The organism is Acidovorax sp. 35-64-16 (assembly GCF_002281195.1).
Classification (GTDB): Bacteria; Pseudomonadota; Gammaproteobacteria; order Burkholderiales; family Burkholderiaceae_C; genus Acidovorax; species Acidovorax defluvii.
Genome location: NZ_NCFM01000003.1, coordinates 101584 through 118110 on the forward strand (window position 1 = coordinate 101584; position 16527 = coordinate 118110).

The 16527-nt window shown below is 66.2% G+C and carries 18 protein-coding genes; 10 read left to right on the forward strand and 8 right to left on the reverse strand.

What is annotated here, in order from left to right; all coding sequences use genetic code 11:
• The first annotated feature begins 26 nt into the window (after window positions 1-26).
• Window positions 27-788 carry an SDR family oxidoreductase gene (locus B7Y64_RS03905; protein WP_024814708.1) on the forward strand — a complete coding sequence of 254 codons (762 nt, stop codon included), beginning with the start codon at window positions 27-29 and terminating at the stop codon, window positions 786-788.
• Between the two features lie 124 nt (window positions 789-912).
• Window positions 913-1332: a BLUF domain-containing protein gene (locus B7Y64_RS03910; RefSeq protein WP_291328390.1), complete on the forward strand. Its 420-nt coding sequence runs from the start codon at window positions 913-915 to the stop codon at window positions 1330-1332.
• Window positions 1333-1371: 39 nt separating this feature from the next.
• Here the strand turns inward: B7Y64_RS03910 and B7Y64_RS03915 are convergent, their stop codons facing one another.
• The gene (locus B7Y64_RS03915) at window positions 1372-2211 is read right to left on the reverse strand and encodes a type IV pili methyl-accepting chemotaxis transducer N-terminal domain-containing protein (RefSeq protein WP_291323876.1); all 840 of its coding nucleotides are present in this window, start codon (window positions 2209-2211) and stop codon (window positions 1372-1374) included.
• Window positions 2212-2400: 189 nt separating this feature from the next.
• Here B7Y64_RS03915 and moaA point away from each other — a divergent pair, with 189 nt between their 5' ends.
• The 5 genes from moaA to B7Y64_RS03940 all read left to right on the forward strand — a co-directional run bounded on the left by moaA (window position 2401) and on the right by B7Y64_RS03940 (window position 6706).
• Window positions 2401-3540, forward strand: coding sequence for a GTP 3',8-cyclase MoaA (gene moaA, locus B7Y64_RS03920; RefSeq protein ID WP_024814705.1), 1140 nt, complete (start codon window positions 2401-2403; stop codon window positions 3538-3540).
• A gap of 149 nt (window positions 3541-3689) precedes the next feature.
• Entirely contained in the window at window positions 3690-4322 is a 633-nt protein-coding gene (mobA, locus tag B7Y64_RS03925; protein WP_291323875.1) for a molybdenum cofactor guanylyltransferase MobA, read from the forward strand.
• The gene (locus B7Y64_RS03930) at window positions 4319-4855 is read left to right on the forward strand and encodes a GNAT family N-acetyltransferase (RefSeq protein ID WP_291323874.1); all 537 of its coding nucleotides are present in this window, start codon (window positions 4319-4321) and stop codon (window positions 4853-4855) included. The genes mobA and B7Y64_RS03930 overlap by 4 nt, the downstream gene beginning before the upstream one ends.
• Entirely contained in the window at window positions 4852-6204 is a 1353-nt protein-coding gene (locus B7Y64_RS03935; protein ID WP_291328392.1) for a molybdopterin molybdotransferase MoeA, read from the forward strand. The genes B7Y64_RS03930 and B7Y64_RS03935 overlap by 4 nt, the downstream gene beginning before the upstream one ends.
• Before the next feature lie 163 nt (window positions 6205-6367).
• Complete coding sequence (locus B7Y64_RS03940) at window positions 6368-6706, forward strand: thioredoxin family protein (protein ID WP_291328394.1); 339 nt, start codon at window positions 6368-6370, stop codon at window positions 6704-6706.
• 65 nt (window positions 6707-6771) lie between these two features.
• On the opposite strand, the gene B7Y64_RS03945 is transcribed toward B7Y64_RS03940, so the two are convergent.
• Entirely contained in the window at window positions 6772-7929 is a 1158-nt protein-coding gene (locus tag B7Y64_RS03945) for an MFS transporter (protein WP_291328421.1), read from the reverse strand.
• 417 nt (window positions 7930-8346) lie between these two features.
• Here B7Y64_RS03945 and B7Y64_RS03950 point away from each other — a divergent pair, with 417 nt between their 5' ends.
• Complete coding sequence (locus B7Y64_RS03950; RefSeq protein ID WP_291326541.1) at window positions 8347-9018, forward strand: c-type cytochrome; 672 nt, start codon at window positions 8347-8349, stop codon at window positions 9016-9018.
• A gap of 110 nt (window positions 9019-9128) precedes the next feature.
• On the opposite strand, the gene B7Y64_RS03955 is transcribed toward B7Y64_RS03950, so the two are convergent.
• The 4 genes from B7Y64_RS03955 to B7Y64_RS03970 all read right to left on the reverse strand — a co-directional run bounded on the left by B7Y64_RS03955 (window position 9129) and on the right by B7Y64_RS03970 (window position 12730).
• A complete protein-coding gene (locus B7Y64_RS03955) occupies window positions 9129-10517 on the reverse strand; it encodes a phenylacetate--CoA ligase family protein (protein ID WP_291326543.1) in 1389 nt (462 codons plus the stop codon).
• A complete protein-coding gene (locus tag B7Y64_RS03960; protein ID WP_291326545.1) occupies window positions 10514-11173 on the reverse strand; it encodes a nitroreductase family protein in 660 nt (219 codons plus the stop codon). The genes B7Y64_RS03955 and B7Y64_RS03960 overlap by 4 nt, the downstream gene beginning before the upstream one ends.
• Window positions 11174-11396: 223 nt before the next feature.
• Window positions 11397-11846: a ribonuclease HI gene (gene rnhA / locus B7Y64_RS03965; protein WP_024814696.1), complete on the reverse strand. Its 450-nt coding sequence runs from the start codon at window positions 11844-11846 to the stop codon at window positions 11397-11399.
• Window positions 11843-12730 (reverse strand): class I SAM-dependent methyltransferase, encoded by an 888-nt coding sequence (locus tag B7Y64_RS03970; RefSeq protein WP_291328396.1) that lies wholly within the window; start codon window positions 12728-12730, stop codon window positions 11843-11845. The genes rnhA and B7Y64_RS03970 overlap by 4 nt, the downstream gene beginning before the upstream one ends.
• Here B7Y64_RS03970 and gloB point away from each other — a divergent pair.
• Window positions 12729-13502 carry a hydroxyacylglutathione hydrolase gene (gloB, locus tag B7Y64_RS03975; protein ID WP_291325560.1) on the forward strand — a complete coding sequence of 258 codons (774 nt, stop codon included), beginning with the start codon at window positions 12729-12731 and terminating at the stop codon, window positions 13500-13502. The genes B7Y64_RS03970 and gloB overlap by 2 nt on opposite strands.
• Window positions 13502-15013, forward strand: coding sequence for a transglycosylase SLT domain-containing protein (locus tag B7Y64_RS03980; RefSeq protein WP_291328398.1), 1512 nt, complete (start codon window positions 13502-13504; stop codon window positions 15011-15013). The genes gloB and B7Y64_RS03980 overlap by 1 nt, the downstream gene beginning before the upstream one ends.
• A gap of 45 nt (window positions 15014-15058) precedes the next feature.
• On the opposite strand, the gene B7Y64_RS03985 is transcribed toward B7Y64_RS03980, so the two are convergent.
• Window positions 15059-15211 carry a DUF3096 domain-containing protein gene (locus tag B7Y64_RS03985; protein ID WP_086912787.1) on the reverse strand — a complete coding sequence of 51 codons (153 nt, stop codon included), beginning with the start codon at window positions 15209-15211 and terminating at the stop codon, window positions 15059-15061.
• A gap of 179 nt (window positions 15212-15390) precedes the next feature.
• The gene (locus B7Y64_RS03990; RefSeq protein ID WP_291328403.1) at window positions 15391-16440 is read right to left on the reverse strand and encodes an ABC transporter substrate-binding protein; all 1050 of its coding nucleotides are present in this window, start codon (window positions 16438-16440) and stop codon (window positions 15391-15393) included.
• Window positions 16441-16527: the final 87 nt, after the last annotated feature.

Genomic DNA, 16527 nt, shown 5'->3' on the forward strand with positions numbered 1-16527 from the left:
AATTTAAACAGCCAGGAGACAACACCATGCGCGTGCAGCACAAATCCATCATCGTCACCGGCGCTGGCAACGGCATTGGCGAAGGCATTGCCAAGCGCCTGGCCGCCGAGGGTGGCAAGGTCATCGTCAACGACATCAACGAGGCCGGTGGCCAGCGCGTGGTGGCCGAGATCATGGCTGCGGGCGGTACGGCGGCGTTTTTCAAGGCCGACGTAACGCAATCCGCCGACGTCAAGGCCCTGGTCGATGAAGCCTTGCGCCTGCATGGCCGGCTGGATGTGGTGGTCAACAACGCGGGCTGGACGCACCGCAACCGCCCCATGCTCGAAGTGAGCGAGGAAGAGTTCGACAAGGTCTATGCCATCAACGTCAAAAGCATTTACCTCTCGGCCATCCACGCGGTGCCGGCCATGCGCCAGGCCGGTGGAGGCAGTTTCATCAACATTGCCTCCACCGCCGGGCTGCGGCCTCGCCCGGGCCTGACCTGGTACAACGGCTCCAAGGGCGCCGTCATTACCACCAGCAAGTCCATGGCGGCCGAGCTGGGGCCCGACAACATCCGCGTGAACTGCATCAACCCCGTGTTCAACCCCGACACGGGACTGGCCGCCGAGTTTGCGGGCGGCCCGGTGGACGAAACCCGCCGTGCGAAGTTTCTGGCCACCATTCCCCTGGGCCGTTTTTCAACCGCGCTGGATGTAGCCAACGCCGCGCTGTACCTGGCCAGCGACGAGGCGGCTTTTGTCAGCGGCGTGTGCATCGAGGTGGACGGCGCCCGCTGCGTCTGACCGACACCTGAAACCCTGCGAAATACGGGCGGCGCACACCGTGCGCGCGGAGTGCAGGGTCATTGGCGGACCCACGCACCCTGGTACGCCGAACCTGAGAAACTGCGCCCCTCAGGAGACAAACATGTTGATACAACTCACTTACGCCAGCCGCACCGCGCGCGTGCTGGGCCCTGCGGACATCAAGGATATTCAGGGCGCATCGCAGCGCAACAATGCCCGGACGGGCATTACGGGCGCGCTGTGCCTGAACCATGGCATCTTTTTGCAGCAGCTTGAAGGTGACCGCGCAGCGGTGAATGCGCTGTACCACCGCTTGCTCAAGGACACGCGCCACCGCGACACTGCCGTGCTCGACTTTGGTGAAATTCCGCACCGGCGCTTTACCAGCTGGTCCATGGGGCTGCTGACCTCGCTGGACACCAACCGGCAACTGTTCCTCAAATACTCCAGTTCGGTCGATTTCGACCCTTACAGCATGAGCACGTCAACGCTGCGCAGCTTTTTTGACGAAGTCATGCAGAACGTGCGCTGGCTGGAGTAACACCCTGCGCACGGGCACGCCACGCTGCACGCTGCGTGGTCAGCCCAGCACTTCGCGCAAGGCGGCTTCGTAGAGGCCGGTGAGGCGGTCCATCACGCTCAGCAGGCGTTCGCTGGTGGTGGCCACCGCGCTCATGCCCTGCTCGTCGGCGGGCCGACGCAGGGCTGATTCAAAAAACACCCACTGCGAGGCCGCCAGCTCCAGCTCGCCGCGAATGGCGGGCGTGGACACCGGTGCCGCCACCAGGGACTGCATGGCCTGCCGGAAATCGTTGGCGTCTGCCGCCAGTTGCGCGAGCACCAGCTTGGAGTCGGCCTTGGCCGCCACCAGAAAATAGTTCTTGGCCATGCGCTGCGACAGCATGCGCTGGCGCCCAGCCAGGTTCACCAGCCGCGCGCTGGCCACCCGCGCCATTTTTTCGATCGCTTCGGTGACCGCCTGGGCCACCAGCAGCGTGCGGTCGGACTGCTCGGACACCGCCACCACGGCGGCCCGCGACGTGGGCACCGCGGTCAACTCGTCTAGCAAGGCAAACTGTTTTTGCACTTCGTCCAGCTGGCGCACCACATCGGCAGGCCACTGGCCCGACTGCGAGCCCCGCGCCAGTTCGGCAGAGCCTTGCTGCACCAGCTTGCGCGCATGGGCCATCACATCCACGGCGGCGGCAGGCATCACCGTCAGATGCTGCTGGCAATACGCCTTGGCCATGCGCTGCGACAGCGCACGAAAACGCCCCGCGTGGTTGATGGCCCCCGACAGCGCAACTTGCGCCTGCGCCCCGTTGGCCCAGGTGGGCAGCAGGATGCCTGCCGCCACCCACTGCACGGCCACCCGGCGCTGGCAGGGCAGCGCTTGTGCTATCGATGTCGCATTCGTCATGTCATATCCTTGAAACTGTGTGCCCGTGATTGTTGTGATGCGGCATGTGCACCCCATGAGCCAAGTCAAGCAAGTGCCATTCGCCGGACACTTGCAAAACGCACCTCCCGACCCGCACGGTTGATGCGTGTCAACCCCGCCGGTAGGGGCAAGCCGTCGATGGCGGGGCCGATGCGGCAGAATCACGCCATGGCTGAACGTGTGATTCCTCTGGTGGACCAACGCATCGCCGCTTTGGCGGCCAAGGTGCCCGCGCAGGCTGCCGCCCCCACCGGGCTGCTGACCGACACCCGGGGCCGCCCGCTGCGCGACCTGCGCATCAGCGTGACCGACCGCTGCAACTTCCGCTGCAACTACTGCATGCCCAAGGAGGTGTTCGATAAGGACCACGCCTACCTGCCGCACAACGCCCTGCTGAGCTTTGAAGAAATCACGCGGCTGGCACGACTTTTCATGGCGCATGGCGTGCGCAAGATCCGGCTGACCGGGGGCGAGCCCCTGCTGCGCAAGAACCTGGAAGAACTGGTGGCGCAACTGGCCCAGTTGCGCACGGTCGACGGCCTGCCACCCGACCTCACCCTCACCACCAATGGCTCGCTGCTGGCGCGCAAGGCGCGGGCGCTCAAGGATGCGGGCCTGAACCGTGTCACCGTGAGCCTGGATGGCCTGGACGACGCGGTGTTTCGCCGCATGAACGATGTGAATTTTCCGGTGGCCGATGTGCTGGCGGGCATCGAGGCCGCGCACGCAGCGGGCCTGTCGCACATCAAGGTCAACATGGTGGTCAAGCGCGGCACCAACGACCACGAGATCTTGCCCATGGCGCGGCATTTTCGCGGCACGGGCACCACGCTGCGCTTCATTGAATTCATGGATGTGGGCGCCACCAACGGCTGGCGCATGGACGAAGTGCTGCCCTCGGCCGAGCTCATTGCACGCCTGCGCGCCGAGCTGCCGCTGGTGCCGCTCAGCCCCACCAACCCCGGCGAAACCGCCGAGCGCTGGGGCTACACCAACGCGCAAGGCCAGCACGACCCGGCGCTGGGCGAAGTGGGCGTGATCAGCAGCGTGACCCAGGCTTTCTGCCACGACTGCAACCGCGCGCGGCTGTCCACCGAAGGCAAGCTCTTCCTGTGCCTCTTTGCCACCCAGGGCTACGACCTGCGCACGCTGCTGCGCGGCGGCGCCACCGACGAAGCCATTGCATCGGCCATCGCCCCCATCTGGCAGCAGCGCACCGACCGCTATTCGGAGCTGCGCAGCAGCCTGCCTGCGGATACCACGCAAGGTGGAGCGCGGCGCGTCGAGATGAGCTACATCGGCGGATAGCACGTGACACCTCCCCCTGAGTCGCCTTCGGCGCCTTCCCCCTCCTCTCGCGCTGCGCGCGGGGAGGGGAACGCAGCCCTCGCTGCGGGGCGGCCCTTGCTGGGCTGCCCTGGCCTGGCACGCGCTCATAGCACACACCCCGCAAAAACATGATTGACACCCAAGACATCACCGGCCTGGTCCTCGCCGGTGGCCGAGGCTCCCGCATGGGCGGCGTCGACAAGGGCCTGCAGAACTTTCGCGGCCTGCCGCTGGCGCTGCACACGCTGATGCGCCTGCAGATGCAGGTGGGCGCCACCATGGTCAATGCCAACCGCAATCTGGCGGCCTACGAGGCCTTTGGCGCACCGGTCTGGCCGGATGTACTGGCCGACTATGCCGGCCCGCTGGCAGGTTTTCTGACCGGGCTGGAGCGCTGCGAAACACCCTGGCTGCTGACCGTGCCCTGCGACACGCCCCTGTTTCCGCTGGACCTGGCCGCGCGGCTGGCCGCTGCCGCCGACCAGGCAGGCGCCGACATTGCCATGGCCGCCGCCCCGGAAGACGATGGCGCGGGCGGCACCGCCGTGCGCCCCCAGCCCGTTTTCAGCCTGCTGCGCGTGGACCTGCTTGAAAGCCTGGTTGCCTTCACCCAGGCAGGTGGCCGCAAGATTGACGCCTGGACCGCCCAGCACCACCAGGTGGTGGTGCCGTTTGACCAGCCCGGCGATGACCCGCTGGCGTTCTTCAACGCCAACACGCTGGCCGAGCTGCACCGCCTTGAGGGTTCTGGCGCGCCATGACCTGGCTCATCCGCCCCCTGACGGCTGCGGACGTAGACCCCTACAAATCGCTGCGGGACGAAGCCCTTGACTGCGCCCCCGAGTCCTTCAGCTCGGACCATGCCGCGTCGGTGAACCGGCCCGCCAGCGCTTACGCCCCGCGCTTTGGCGCCCCCGCATCGGGCCATTTTTTTCTGGGCGCCTTCGCCCCTGATGGCCCCTTGCTGGGCTGCATTGGCTCCGAGCGCGAATTGCTGCCCCAGCAGCGGCACAGTGCCAGGGTGGTCAGCATGATGGTGGCGCCCGCCGCGCAGCGCCGCGGCATCGGGCATCAACTGCTGGCCGCCTGCATTGACCGGGCCACGCAGGTGGCCGGGCTGGAGCAGTTGACCCTCTCGGTCACCGCGTCCAACCACCATGTGGTGCGCCTGTACGAGAGCGCCGGGTTTCGCGCCTGGGGCTTGCTGCCCCGTGCCATCGTGGTGCAGGGCGCAGGTTACGACCAGCTGCACATGGTGCGGCTCCTTCCCCCTTCTGTATTGACTCTCCCATGAAATCCATTGCCCAGATTGCCGCCGAGTTGCAGGGTTACGACCCGCAGGCGCTCAGCGCCGACCAGGTGTCGGCCTTTCTTGAACGGCTGGCGCTGCCCGTCACAGCCACCGAAGAGCTTGGCATTTTCGAGGCCCTGGGCCGCGTGCTCGCCCGCGATGTGGTCTCGCCCCTGAGCGTGCCGCCCCACGACAACTCGGCCATGGATGGCTATGCGTTGGCTGGCGCGCAACTGGTGGCGGGTCAGCCGCTCACGCTGCGCGTGGTGGGCACCGCACTGGCTGGCAAGGCCTGGACTGGCGCTGTGGGCGCAGGCGAGTGCCTGAAGATCATGACCGGCGCCATCATGCCCCCGGGCCTGGACACCGTGGTGCCGCAAGAGTTCACCACCAGCGCCGACGGGCACATCACCATCGCCGCCAACGTGCTGCGCCTGGGTGACAACCGCCGCTTCAAGGGGGAAGATCTCATGGAAGGCGGCGTAGCGCTATCCAAAGGTGAGCTACTGACGCCCGCTGCTCTTGGCCTGGTGGCCAGTCTGGGCCTGAAAACCATCACTGTGTACCGCCGCCTGCGCGTGGCGTATTTCTCCACCGGCGACGAAATCCTGAGCCTGGGCGAGCCGCCCCGCGAGGGCGCGGTGTACGACAGCAACCGCTACACCGTGTTTGGCCTGCTCACGCGCCTGGGCGTGGAGGTGATCGACCTGGGCGTGGTGCGCGACGAACCCGCCCTGCTGGAGGCCGCCTTTCGCGATGCTGCGCAAAGGGCCGACGCCATCATCACCAGCGGCGGGGTGAGCGTGGGCGAGGCCGACCACACGCGCACCATGATGAAGCAGCTCGGTGACGTGGCCTTCTGGCGCATCGCCATGCGCCCCGGCCGGCCCATGGCCGTGGGGCGCATCGCCAGCGCAGGATTTCAAGCCAAAAGTGCCTCTAGCCCTTATGCAGAAAGCGCAAGCAGCTATCAAAACAATACTGCGTCAGCGGCAAGCGGCGCTGTTCTTTTTGGCCTGCCTGGCAACCCCGTGGCGGTGATGGTGACCTTTCTCGCCTTTGTGCGCCCCGCCCTGCTGCGCATGATGGGCTGCACCCGCGCCGCACCGCCACTGCTGCGCGCCGTGAGCACCGAAGCCATCCGCAAGAAACCTGGCCGCACCGAATACCAGCGCGGCACCGTCACCACGGCAGCCGACGGCACGCTGCAGGTCTGCACCACGGGCAACCAGGGCTCGGGCGTGCTCAGCTCCATGGTGCAGGCCAACGGCCTGATCGTGCTGCACCACGGCCAGGGCAACGTGGCGCCGGGTGACGCCGTGGATGTGATGGTGTTTGACGGTGTCATTTAACCCCCCTGTGTCGCTTCGCGCCTTCCCCTAGAGGGGGACGACGCCCTCGCTGCGGGGCGGCCCTTGCTCGGCGTCCCTGGCCGGGGACGCGCCGCTTGCACGCCGAGCGGGTGAAGCGCAGCACAATGGATCTCTTCGCATTTCTGCAGAAATCTTCGCACCTATGCCCTACGCCGCCCAGCACCTTGCACAAGCCCCCACCCGCGCCGAGGTGGACAGCCTGCCCGGCACCACCGTGCTCGAATTCGGCACACCCTGGTGCGGCCACTGCCAGCGCGCCCAGCCCCTCATCGAGCAGGCCCTGCGCGACCGGCCTGATGTGGTCCACGTCAAGGTGGAAGACGGCCCCGGCCAGCGCCTGGGCCGCAGTTTTGGCGTGAAGCTCTGGCCCACGCTGGTGTTTTTGCGCGATGGAACGGAAATGGCGCGCGTGGTCCGCCCCCAGGATGCCCGCGCCATCCACGCGCCGCTGCACAGCGCCAGTGCGACGGGTGGCGCCTGACACCAAGGCCCTGCCCCGCAGCCACCACCGTGCCGGCACCACATCGGCACCACGCTGCAGCCCGCTCAGGCCTGTTCGATCACCGGGGTGCGGTGCGCCAGCCAGGCCAGTGCGCCGGTCAGCAGCGCCATTGCCCCACAGAAAATCACGATGGCCACCGTCAGGCCCAGGTGGTCCGACAGCCAGCCCACACCCAGAATGGGCACGATGGTGCCCAGATACCCCACCACCAGATACGTGGACAACAGCCCTGACCGGTTCTGCGGGCCAGCCACTTTGTTCACGATGGCAATGCCCGCCAGGTTGACCAGACCGTGGCCCGCTGCCGTGGTGAGCACGCTCAGCACAAACAGCAGCGGCAGATTGGTGTAGGTGGTGGCTATCAGCAAGAAATTGCACACCGCCAGCAAACCCAGCCCCGCGATGGCGCAGGTCTTGGTGTGCACCGGCCGGGCCAGCCACTGAAAGCCGGCAGAGAGAAACAAGATCATGGCAATCGACAGGCCACTCACGGCCGGCCCGTGCCAGGGGACCATGAGCGCCATGAAACTCGGTGCCAGCGATGCATAAAGGCCAAAGATGCCGAAGGTGCTGAACGCCCCCAGGCTGGCAATCAGAAAAGGGCGGCGCAGGGCGGGCTGCGGCAGCGTGATGCGCGGCAGCCAGTCATGCAAGGCAAACCGCCCTGGCGCGGCGGCAGAAGCCGGGCGGGGCAGCTGCACCTGGTGCAATGCATAAATCGCCAGCCCCCCCAGCACCACGCTGGGTGCATAGGCCGTCACCAGCGGCTGCGGCACCCACTGCGCCATCACCCCGCCCACCAGCGGCCCCAGGCCAAAACCCAATGCCATGGCAAAACTGGTCATGGCCGAGGCGCGCATCACATTGCGACTGCGGTTGAGTTGCGTGAGGCCGATCGACGCCGACGTGGTGATCATTCCCGAGGCAATGCCGATCAGCACGCGGCTGACCACGAACGATGCCACGCTCCAGGCCAGCGCCGACAGCAGCACGCCGGCCGTGACCAGCACCAGGCCATGGCGCAGCACCGGCAAAAAACCAAACCGGTCGCTCAGCCGCCCCAGAAACAGCAGACTGGCCAGCGCCCCGAACATATAGGCCACATAGATGCCGGTGATGTGGCTGGGCTGCAAGCCCCAGTGCGCCTGGTACAGCGGATACAGCGGGCTGGCCAGGGCGGTGCCCATGACCCCCACACACATGGCAAAACACACCCAGGCAAACGGGGGCCAATGACGTTGCATACGTGTTGAATGAAGCGACAGCCAGCCCCCGGGAGGACTGCGTTCGTCAAAAGAGAAAGGATGAGGAGAAGTTGGGAAAAACAGCCCATGCCGCAGGCGGCCTGCGGGCGCACATGGTTTTCTGGGGCGGGAATCCCACGCGGCGTTGCAGGCCACGGCAGTAACAGCCTGCGCTGGCCATTTTACGAACAACACCCCAAACTGTCTGCACGGCCGCGACACCCTGACTGCAGCCGGTGCACCAACAAAACCGGTGCGCCCGCCTGGCCCCAAAAGCACACCGTTTGATCCAACCCCGGCTTCACCGCACTTCTCCGGCAATCACAGGCATGCAGGGAGGTCTAAAATGACCTTTTCAATAAAGTGGTTACCTCCATGATCCAGCGCACAGCACTGACGACCGCATTGATGGCTGCATTGATGGCTGCACTCGCGGTCCAGCCCGTGGTGGCCCAGCCTGCCAAGGCACGCGCCACCGCCAACGTGGACCTGGACGCCCGCTTCAAGGAAGCACAAACCAGCCCCCAGCTGGCCGATGACCTCTACAAGGTGGGCCGCAAGGTGGCCGCCGTGTGTGCCAACTGCCATGGCGAGGGCGGCACCAGCACCAAGCCCTCCATTCCCAACCTGGCCGGGCAGAACCCCGCCTATCTGCTGGAGCAGATGCGGCAGTTTGCCGACGGCCGGCGCCGCAACGAATTCATGGAAGGCATGATCCGCGCCATGAACAGCGACGAAAAAATCGGCATGGTGCTGTTCTATGCAGCGCAGCAAGTGGCCCACCAGACCCCCGCCAACCCCATGCTCGCCGCCAAGGGACAGGAGTATTTCGAGAAAACCTGCTTTCGCTGCCATGGCACCGGAGGGCGGGGCAATGAGCAAATCGCCCGCATCGCCGGGCAGCAGCCCGACTACCTGCGCCTGACGCTGCAGCGCTACCGCGCGGGCACCGGGGTGCGCGCCAACTCCATCATGACCCCCAACACCAAGCTGATGTCGGATGCCGACATCGAGGCCGTGGTGGCCTACGTTTCATCGATGCCGTGAACACCTGCCGCGCCCCTGCGGCACACACGCAAAAGCCGTCTGAATTTTGATAAAAACAGGCTATGGCGCTTATTCAGCAAGCGCATATAGCTATTACTTCGATAGCACATTCAGGCCGGGCACGCAACGATGCGGCAGGCCTTGCCGCTGCGCCCCCGGGGCACGGGCAGTCCCAGCTCCTGCAACACACGCAGCCCGGGCACGCCCTGCGCCTTGGCAAAGGCCTTGAGCACTGTGCAGCACCGGTCCATGGCTGCCTGCCCGGCCTCGCCCGGCGCAGGCAGGCGCAGCACCAACGTGTGGTCGTCCTGCTGGCGCAGATAAAAGTCGAACACGCCTGCGTCATCCTCCAGCACGGTGGACAAAGCCATTGGCAGCAGCGTGACCGGCCGGCCGCCCCGCCCCGCCATGTGCAAAGCGTCGTCCTGGCGCCCCTGCACCCGTATCACCGGCAACGGCGAACCACAGCCGCAGGGCCCGGCCTGCAGCGTGACCTGGTCACCCAGGTCGTAGCGGATGAGGGGCTGAACGGTGTTGGCCAGGTTGGTCAGCAGCACGCTGCACGAGGGCTGGCCTGGGGGCACGGGGCGTTGGTGCTCGTCCACCGGCTCCAGGATCACCCAGTCGGCGTTCAGGTGCATGTGGCCATGGGCGCACTCCCAGCCCATGGTGAAAAACTCTGAAGCGCCATAGCTGTTGCGCACCGGGCAGCCCAGCCCCTGCTCGATGTGCGCGCGCACGGTGGGGCTCAGCGTTTCACCACCGGTCCACACCTCTCGCGGTGCGATGCGCAAGGCGCCGCTGCCCGCCTCGTCGGCTAGCAGCGCCGCTGCAGTGGGGTAAGTGGCCAGCACCGTGGGTGCGAAGTCATTGAGGGCAGCCACCAGCTCGGGCGTGGGCACCTGGATGGAAAAGCTGCGCGTGTTGCCCGCCAGCCAGGGGTTGAGCGCGCGCAGCCGCTGCACCGAGACATAGCTGGCGAAATGCCCGCTAGTCGCGCCCACAAAGGCAATGCGCTCGGCCAGGCTCAGCGGGTCCAGCCAGCGCGCCAGCGGGCGCGGTGCGCAGCGGCGTAGCGCCTCCAGCGCGTCGTACACGGCCATGGCCTGCGCGTCCTGCACAAAAATGCCCGGCTGGCCACTGGTGCCCGAGCTTTCCCACACCATGTAGCGGCCCTGCCAGGGCTGGGCGATGCGCGACGGGTCGGCAGTGAAGGCGCGCAGCGTATCCAGCGTGAGGCAGGGGTCGGTCACCCAGTCATCAAAGCGCTCCATCAGCTGCCCGCGCGTCACCACCGGCAAGTTCTGCAGCGGTGTACGGGCCGTGGTGCGGGCGGCCAGCAGCTGCCGGTATAGGCGCGAGCCGGCCAGAGCCGCATCCAGCAGCAACGCCAGCCGCGCCTGCTGGCGCCGCGCCACGCCCTGGGCCGAATCACGGTTGACCGCCATCACATCCAGCGACACCGCCGACATGCGCAGCGGGTCGAACACGGTGGTCATTGCGGTGCCGCTCCGGCGGGCCAGCCCACGGTCTGCGCCAGCAACACCTGCTGGTTGGTTCCAAGCCCCATGGCCTGCGCCAGCGCAGGGCGGTCGAGCCAGGCCCGGATGACGGTGGCAAGCCCCGCAGAGGCCGCCTGCAGATAGACGTTTTGCGCCATGGCACCCGCAGCAGCCGCGGCATAGGTGCTGCGCTGCTCGGCCGGCACCAGCTTCATGCGCGCATGGTCGGCCACATAAACGAGGTCGAGCGGCGCGCTGTCCACAAAATCCTGGTACCCCGTGACACGCCGCGCATCGGCGGCCTCCGTGCGCTGCAACGCGTGGGCATGGGGGTCATAGAGGTACAGGCCTTCGGGCAGGGCCACATACAGGTCCACCTCTTGTGCGTTCATGGCGCTGGGCGCGGTGCGCCCACCACTGTCGGGCCGGTTGACGCCCGCTGCAGCCCACAGCAGGTCCGACAGCACCGGCAGCGGCAGGGCCACGGGGTCGAATTCGCGCTGCGACTGGCGCCGGGCCAGCGCCTGCATCAGCGGCAGGCCGCCACCCTGCCGTAGCGGCGGCAGTGCCAGCACGGGGCTGCCATCGCCCGTGGGGGGCTCGGGGCGCAACTGCCCGATCAGCCCCAGCGCCATCTTGGTCAGCGGGTTCATGTTCACTCCTTTGCAGAGGACCACCAGCCACCATCAGAACACAGCACCGACAGCGTGCCTACCCGAATCGCGCAAGCCTGCGCCACCGGTGGGTGGATCACACGCCAGGGGTTTCAGGTAAAAATCGCCTCCAGCCCTTTATCCATGAGCGCGAGAAGCTATTATTTTCATAGCATTAAACGCAGCACTGGCAGGGCATACCTGCCGGATCTGGTCGAGAACTTCAGCGGCGCCCCAGGGCCTGCTCTACGCCGCGATTGGCCAGGGCATCGGCGTGCTCGTTGCCCGGGTCACCCGAGTGCCCGCGCACCCAGCGCCAGTCAATGCGGTGCCCGGCGTTGGTGACCAGCGCATCCAGGCGCTGCCACAGCTCGACGTTTTTCACGGGTTGCTTGGCGGCGGTGCGCCAGCCCCGCGCTTTCCAGCCGTGAATCCACTCGGTGATGCCTTTGCGCACATATTCGCTGTCGAGGTACAGCGTCACCGCGCAAGGCCGCTTGAGCGCAGACAGTGCCTCGATGACGGCCATCAGTTCCATGCGGTTGTTGGTGGTGCCAAGCTCCCCGCCAAAGAGTTCTTTTTCGATGGTGCCCGAGCGCAGCACAACGCCCCAGCCGCCGGGACCCGGATTGCCCTTGCAGGCGCCATCGGTGTATATCTCGATCTGATTCAAACTTTTTTCCTGTCTGTGGTGCCCGCCACTGCGGCGGGTACCAGGCTGGTGCGATGAGAGGGTTTTTGGGTGGTGGCCCGGTTGGTCACGGGCACCGACGCGGCAGCGCGCTGCGGTGCCGTGCGCCAGGCAGGTTCAAGCAGGCGCATGCCATGCACGCGCTTGACGGCCACCACAAAGTACGCGGCCCCGAGTATCGGCCACCAATGCTCACCCAGGCGGTCCATCCAGGCAAATCTTTCCAGCCAGTGGTTGCTGCGCACGGCAGGCCGGTAGCAGCCAAAGCGCGCCGACTCCACTTCGAAGCTGAGCAACCGCAGCCAGTCACGCAGCCGGTGGTAACCGATGAACTCGCCCGCATCCGGCAGATACAGCCGGCCTCGTCCCATGCGCTGGTAAAGGCGCGCCCGGTGCTGGCGCAATGCCCACAGGCTGACCGGATTGAGCCCGCTGATCACCACCCGCCCCTCGGGCACCAGCACCCGCTCCACCTCGCGCAGCGCGGCATGCGGGTCCAGGCTCTGCTCCAGCGTGTGGGGCAGCAGGACGAGGTCCAGGCTGTTGTCCTCAAAGGGCAGCGCCACCGGGTCGGCAAGCAGGGCCAGAAGGCGCAGGGAATCGGGCCCGGCCACGGCATCGGTGGTCGGCCGGGAAGCAACGCCAGCACCCGGCAACATGGCCAGGCCTTCTTCGCCCAGGGCCAGCCAGTGGTGCGGCATGCGGTTGGCGCGCAGGCCGTCCAGCATCGGAATGCCCAGCTGCAGGCCGTGGAAGCCAAAGATGTCCACCACCGCCTCGTCAAAGCGCTCTTGCTCCCACGCCAGCAGGTAGCGGCCGGGCGGGGAGTCGAACCAGTGGTGCAAACCTATAATTTGATTGCTCATGAACTTGCTGCCGCTGCCCGCCTTTACCGACAACTACATCTGGATGCTGCACAACGCGCGGCAGGCCATTGTGGTGGATCCCGGAGACGCCACGCCCGTGCTGCAAACACTGCAGGCACAGGGACTGCAACTGCAGGCCATTCTAGTCACGCACCACCATGCCGATCACGTCGGCGGCGTGGATGCCTTGCGCGCGGCCACCGGCGCCCAGGTGTTCGGCCCGGCGCGCGAACGCATCCCCGAGCCGCTGGTGCGCCTGGCGCAGGGCGACACCGTGGAGGTGCTGGGCCTGCGGTTTTCGGTGCTGGATGTTCCGGGCCACACGGCCGGCCACATTGCCTATTACTGCCCCGACATGCAGGGCGCCCCCTTGCTTTTTTGCGGCGACACCCTTTTCTCGGGTGGTTGTGGACGCCTTTTTGAGGGCACGCCCGCGCAAATGCTGGCGTCCCTCGACCAGCTCGCCGCCCTGCCGGGTGACACCCGCGTATGCTGCACCCACGAATACACGCTCTCCAACCTGCGATTTGCGCGTGCGGTGGAACCTGGCAACCAGGCGCTGCTCCATTACAGCAGCCACTGCGAAAGCCTGCGTGCCCGGCAACTGCCCACGCTGCCCTCGCGCATGGCGCTGGAGCGTGACATCAACCCCTTTCTGCGGGTCCGCGAAACTGCGGTCGCTGCAGCCGCCCAGGGCTTTGATGCCCGGGTCCCACAACAAGACGCCGTGGCGGTGTTTGCCGCCCTGCGCCAATGGAAAAACGACTTCTGATGAAAATTCTGCACTTCGCCTGCCTGGCAGGTCTGCTCTGGCTGACCGGCTGCGCAACCAATGGCACCCCAGGTACCTCTGGCAACGGCCCGTTCAACAACGAATCTTCATCAGGCGCTACCAACCACACCCCCGTCATCCCCAACGGGCCTTTGCGCCCGATCACGGCCGCCCAGGCCGCAGGCAGCGAAGTGGCCTCGCTGTCCACCCCCGCCGACATGTGGGACCGCATTCGCCGGGGCTTTGCCATGCCCGACCTGCAGCACGAGCTGGTGCAGGACCGCGAGCAGTGGTATGCCAGCCGCCCCGACTACATGCAGCGCATGACCGAGCGCTCCAGCAAATACCTTTTCCACATCGTTGAAGAACTCGAACTCCGGGGCATGCCCACCGAACTGGCACTGCTGCCCTACATCGAGAGCGCTTTCAACCCGCAGGCCGTGTCCAGCGCCAAGGCCGCCGGCATGTGGCAATTCATGCCCGCCACCGGCAATTATTTCGACCTCAAGCAAAACGTTTTTCGCGACGACCGCCGCGACGTGCTCGCCTCGACCCGCGCCGCGCTCGACTACCTGCAAAAACTCCATCGCATGTTTGGCGACTGGCACCTGGCCCTGGCTGCCTACAACTGGGGCGAAGGCAGCGTGGGTCGGGCCATTGCCCGCAACAAGAAAGCAGGACTGGGCACCCGCTACACCGACCTGAACATGCCGGCCGAAACCCGCATGTATGTGCCCAAGCTGCAGGCCGTGAAGAACATCGTGGCCAACCCTGACGCGTTTCGCACCGAGTTGCCGCTGATTGAAAACCACCCCTATTTCCAGACGGTGGACATCACCCACGACATCGATGTAGCGCTGGTGGCCCAGCTGGCCGGTGTGCGCGAAGCAGACTTTCGTGCGCTGAACCCCTCGTTTCACCGGCCCACCATTTTTGCCGCAGGAACCCCCCAGATCCTGCTGCCATGGGACAACGCACGGGTGTTCCAGCGCAACCTGGAAGCCAAAAACCAGGGGCAATACGCCAGCTGGACGGTGTGGACGGTGCCCACCACCATGAGCGTGGCCGACGCCTCCCAGCGCACGGGCATGAGCGAAAACGACCTGCGCAGCCTCAACAACATTCCGCCACGCATGCTGATCAAGGCGGGATCGGCGCTGATGGTGCCGCGCACCACCACCACCCGCCAGGACGTTTCGGCCCACCTGGCAGACAACGGACAGATTGCCCTCACGCCCGAAATGGTCACCCGCCGCGCCACCGTGCGCGCCGGCAAGCGCGACACCGTGCGCAGCATTGCAAAGCGCTACCGGGTGAGCGCCGACAATGTGGCGGACTGGAACGATGTGAAGGCCAGCGCGGCTTTCAAGGCGGGCCAGCAGGTGGTGGTTTACCTGCCAGTGCGCATGGGCAAGGGCCCGTCGGCAAGCCGCTCGACCAATCGCATGGCCGGCAAGAAAGCACCCGCCCCCAAACGCAAGGGCGGCAAGCCCGCCAAAAAGCGCCGCTGAGCGCGTGAACGCAGCAAGGCGCTGCGGCCCTCTCGACTGCCGCGCTTAAAAACGCAGGGTGTGCATTCCCAGCAACCCCAGCACACCGATCACGATCAGGTAAAGCGCCACGATGGTGCTGAGCAGACGCGGCATGACCAGGATGAGGATGCCAGCAATCAGGGAAACGAGCGGGCCGATGCTGAGACTCAGCGACATGAGAAAGTCCTTTGAAACACAGTGAAAGGAAATGGCAGGCGCCGCGTTCAACCACGGCGCCCTGCATTCTCACCCACCGCGCAACGTGCGCAGGACAAGAGCGGTCGGCACAACGCAGTCTGTGACCGCCCGCCATCCCCACCCCGCACCGCCATGGCGTGCCAGATGGCACGCACGGTTTACACCCCAAATTTTTGCCGCGCCTTGCGGGCCAGGTCATCGGTAAAAGTGCGCGGTAGGCTGACCCGTGGGCTGGCCATGTGCGGATATGCCTGGGCCAATGCCCGCAGGGCTGTTGCCGGGCCATCCTCGGGCATGAGCCCATTGGGCGAAAAAGTCTCGCGCACCCGATTGAACGCGGCCAGATAGACGGCCCTGTCACCCAGAACATAGCTCGCTGGCACCGCCTTGATCAGATCGGCCGGCGAAGCGGTCTGCAGCCACTTGAGCGCATGCACGATGGCGTTGGTCAGCGCTTGCGCCACCATGGGCTCCTTGTGCAGAAATGCCTGGGGTGCGTACAGGCAGCTGGCGGGCATGGCCCCGCCAAACACCTCCTGCGCGGCAGTGAGCGTGCGCAGGTCACTGACCAGGCGCACCTCGCCGCGGTGCTCCAGCAGCGACATGATGGGATCGGCATGGCACAACGCATGAACACGGCCCGATCGCAGGGCGGCCACGGCGGTAGCGCCGGTTCCCACGCCCACAAAAGAAACCTCGCGCGCATCCACGCCCGCGCGTGCCAGCAACACACTCGCCATCACCTGGGTGGACGAGCCCGGCGCCGAAACACCGATGCGCCGCCCGCGCAGATCGGCCGGCCGGCGATAGCCCGGCACTGCCCGCACCGACACGCCCAGCGCTTGCTGCGGCGCCCGCCCCTGCACCACGAAGGCGCGGAAATCATGGCCCTGGCTTTGCTGGAGAAGGGTGTGCTCATAGGCCCCCGAGCAGACATGGGCCGCGCCGTCGTGCACCGCCTGCAACGCCAGCGCGCCACCAGCGAAGTCCCGCACGTGCACATCCAGCCCCTCGGCCTGAAAAAAACCCAGCCGGTCTGCAATGGTCAGGGGCAGGTGGTAAAGCACCGCCTGCCCACCCACCGCAATGGTGATGCGCCCACCCGTGGAACCTGGCGCCTGCGCCCACGATGCGCCCGTGCACGCCGCCACTGCCGACAAGACAGACACGGCGCCAAAGGCTCGGCGGCTGACAGGAGGAAAAACCATGGGAATCGAAAGAAAGGGCGTATTGCTGCAATGCAACAATCGTGCCGCAACCCCCGCATGGGCGCATCAGGGTCTACCCCCTGGGAT

Coding starts and splice junctions, on each gene's coding strand:
- B7Y64_RS03960 (WP_291326545.1), bottom strand. CDS start 11,173: ATGAACCCGCTGACCAAGATGGCGCTGGGGCTGATCGGGCAGTTGCGC.
- moaA (WP_024814705.1), top strand. CDS start 2,401: ATGGCTGAACGTGTGATTCCTCTGGTGGACCAACGCATCGCCGCTTTG.
- B7Y64_RS03915 (WP_291323876.1), bottom strand. CDS start 2,211: ATGACGAATGCGACATCGATAGCACAAGCGCTGCCCTGCCAGCGCCGG.
- B7Y64_RS03905 (WP_024814708.1), top strand. CDS start 27: ATGCGCGTGCAGCACAAATCCATCATCGTCACCGGCGCTGGCAACGGC.
- mobA (WP_291323875.1), top strand. CDS start 3,690: ATGATTGACACCCAAGACATCACCGGCCTGGTCCTCGCCGGTGGCCGA.
- B7Y64_RS03985 (WP_086912787.1), bottom strand. CDS start 15,211: ATGTCGCTGAGTCTCAGCATCGGCCCGCTCGTTTCCCTGATTGCTGGC.
- gloB (WP_291325560.1), top strand. CDS start 12,729: ATGAACTTGCTGCCGCTGCCCGCCTTTACCGACAACTACATCTGGATG.
- B7Y64_RS03935 (WP_291328392.1), top strand. CDS start 4,852: ATGAAATCCATTGCCCAGATTGCCGCCGAGTTGCAGGGTTACGACCCG.
- B7Y64_RS03990 (WP_291328403.1), bottom strand. CDS start 16,440: ATGGTTTTTCCTCCTGTCAGCCGCCGAGCCTTTGGCGCCGTGTCTGTC.
- B7Y64_RS03970 (WP_291328396.1), bottom strand. CDS start 12,730: ATGAGCAATCAAATTATAGGTTTGCACCACTGGTTCGACTCCCCGCCC.
- B7Y64_RS03945 (WP_291328421.1), bottom strand. CDS start 7,929: ATGTGTGTGGGGGTCATGGGCACCGCCCTGGCCAGCCCGCTGTATCCG.
- B7Y64_RS03980 (WP_291328398.1), top strand. CDS start 13,502: ATGAAAATTCTGCACTTCGCCTGCCTGGCAGGTCTGCTCTGGCTGACC.
- B7Y64_RS03950 (WP_291326541.1), top strand. CDS start 8,347: ATGATCCAGCGCACAGCACTGACGACCGCATTGATGGCTGCATTGATG.
- B7Y64_RS03955 (WP_291326543.1), bottom strand. CDS start 10,517: ATGACCACCGTGTTCGACCCGCTGCGCATGTCGGCGGTGTCGCTGGAT.
- B7Y64_RS03940 (WP_291328394.1), top strand. CDS start 6,368: ATGCCCTACGCCGCCCAGCACCTTGCACAAGCCCCCACCCGCGCCGAG.
- B7Y64_RS03930 (WP_291323874.1), top strand. CDS start 4,319: ATGACCTGGCTCATCCGCCCCCTGACGGCTGCGGACGTAGACCCCTAC.
- B7Y64_RS03910 (WP_291328390.1), top strand. CDS start 913: ATGTTGATACAACTCACTTACGCCAGCCGCACCGCGCGCGTGCTGGGC.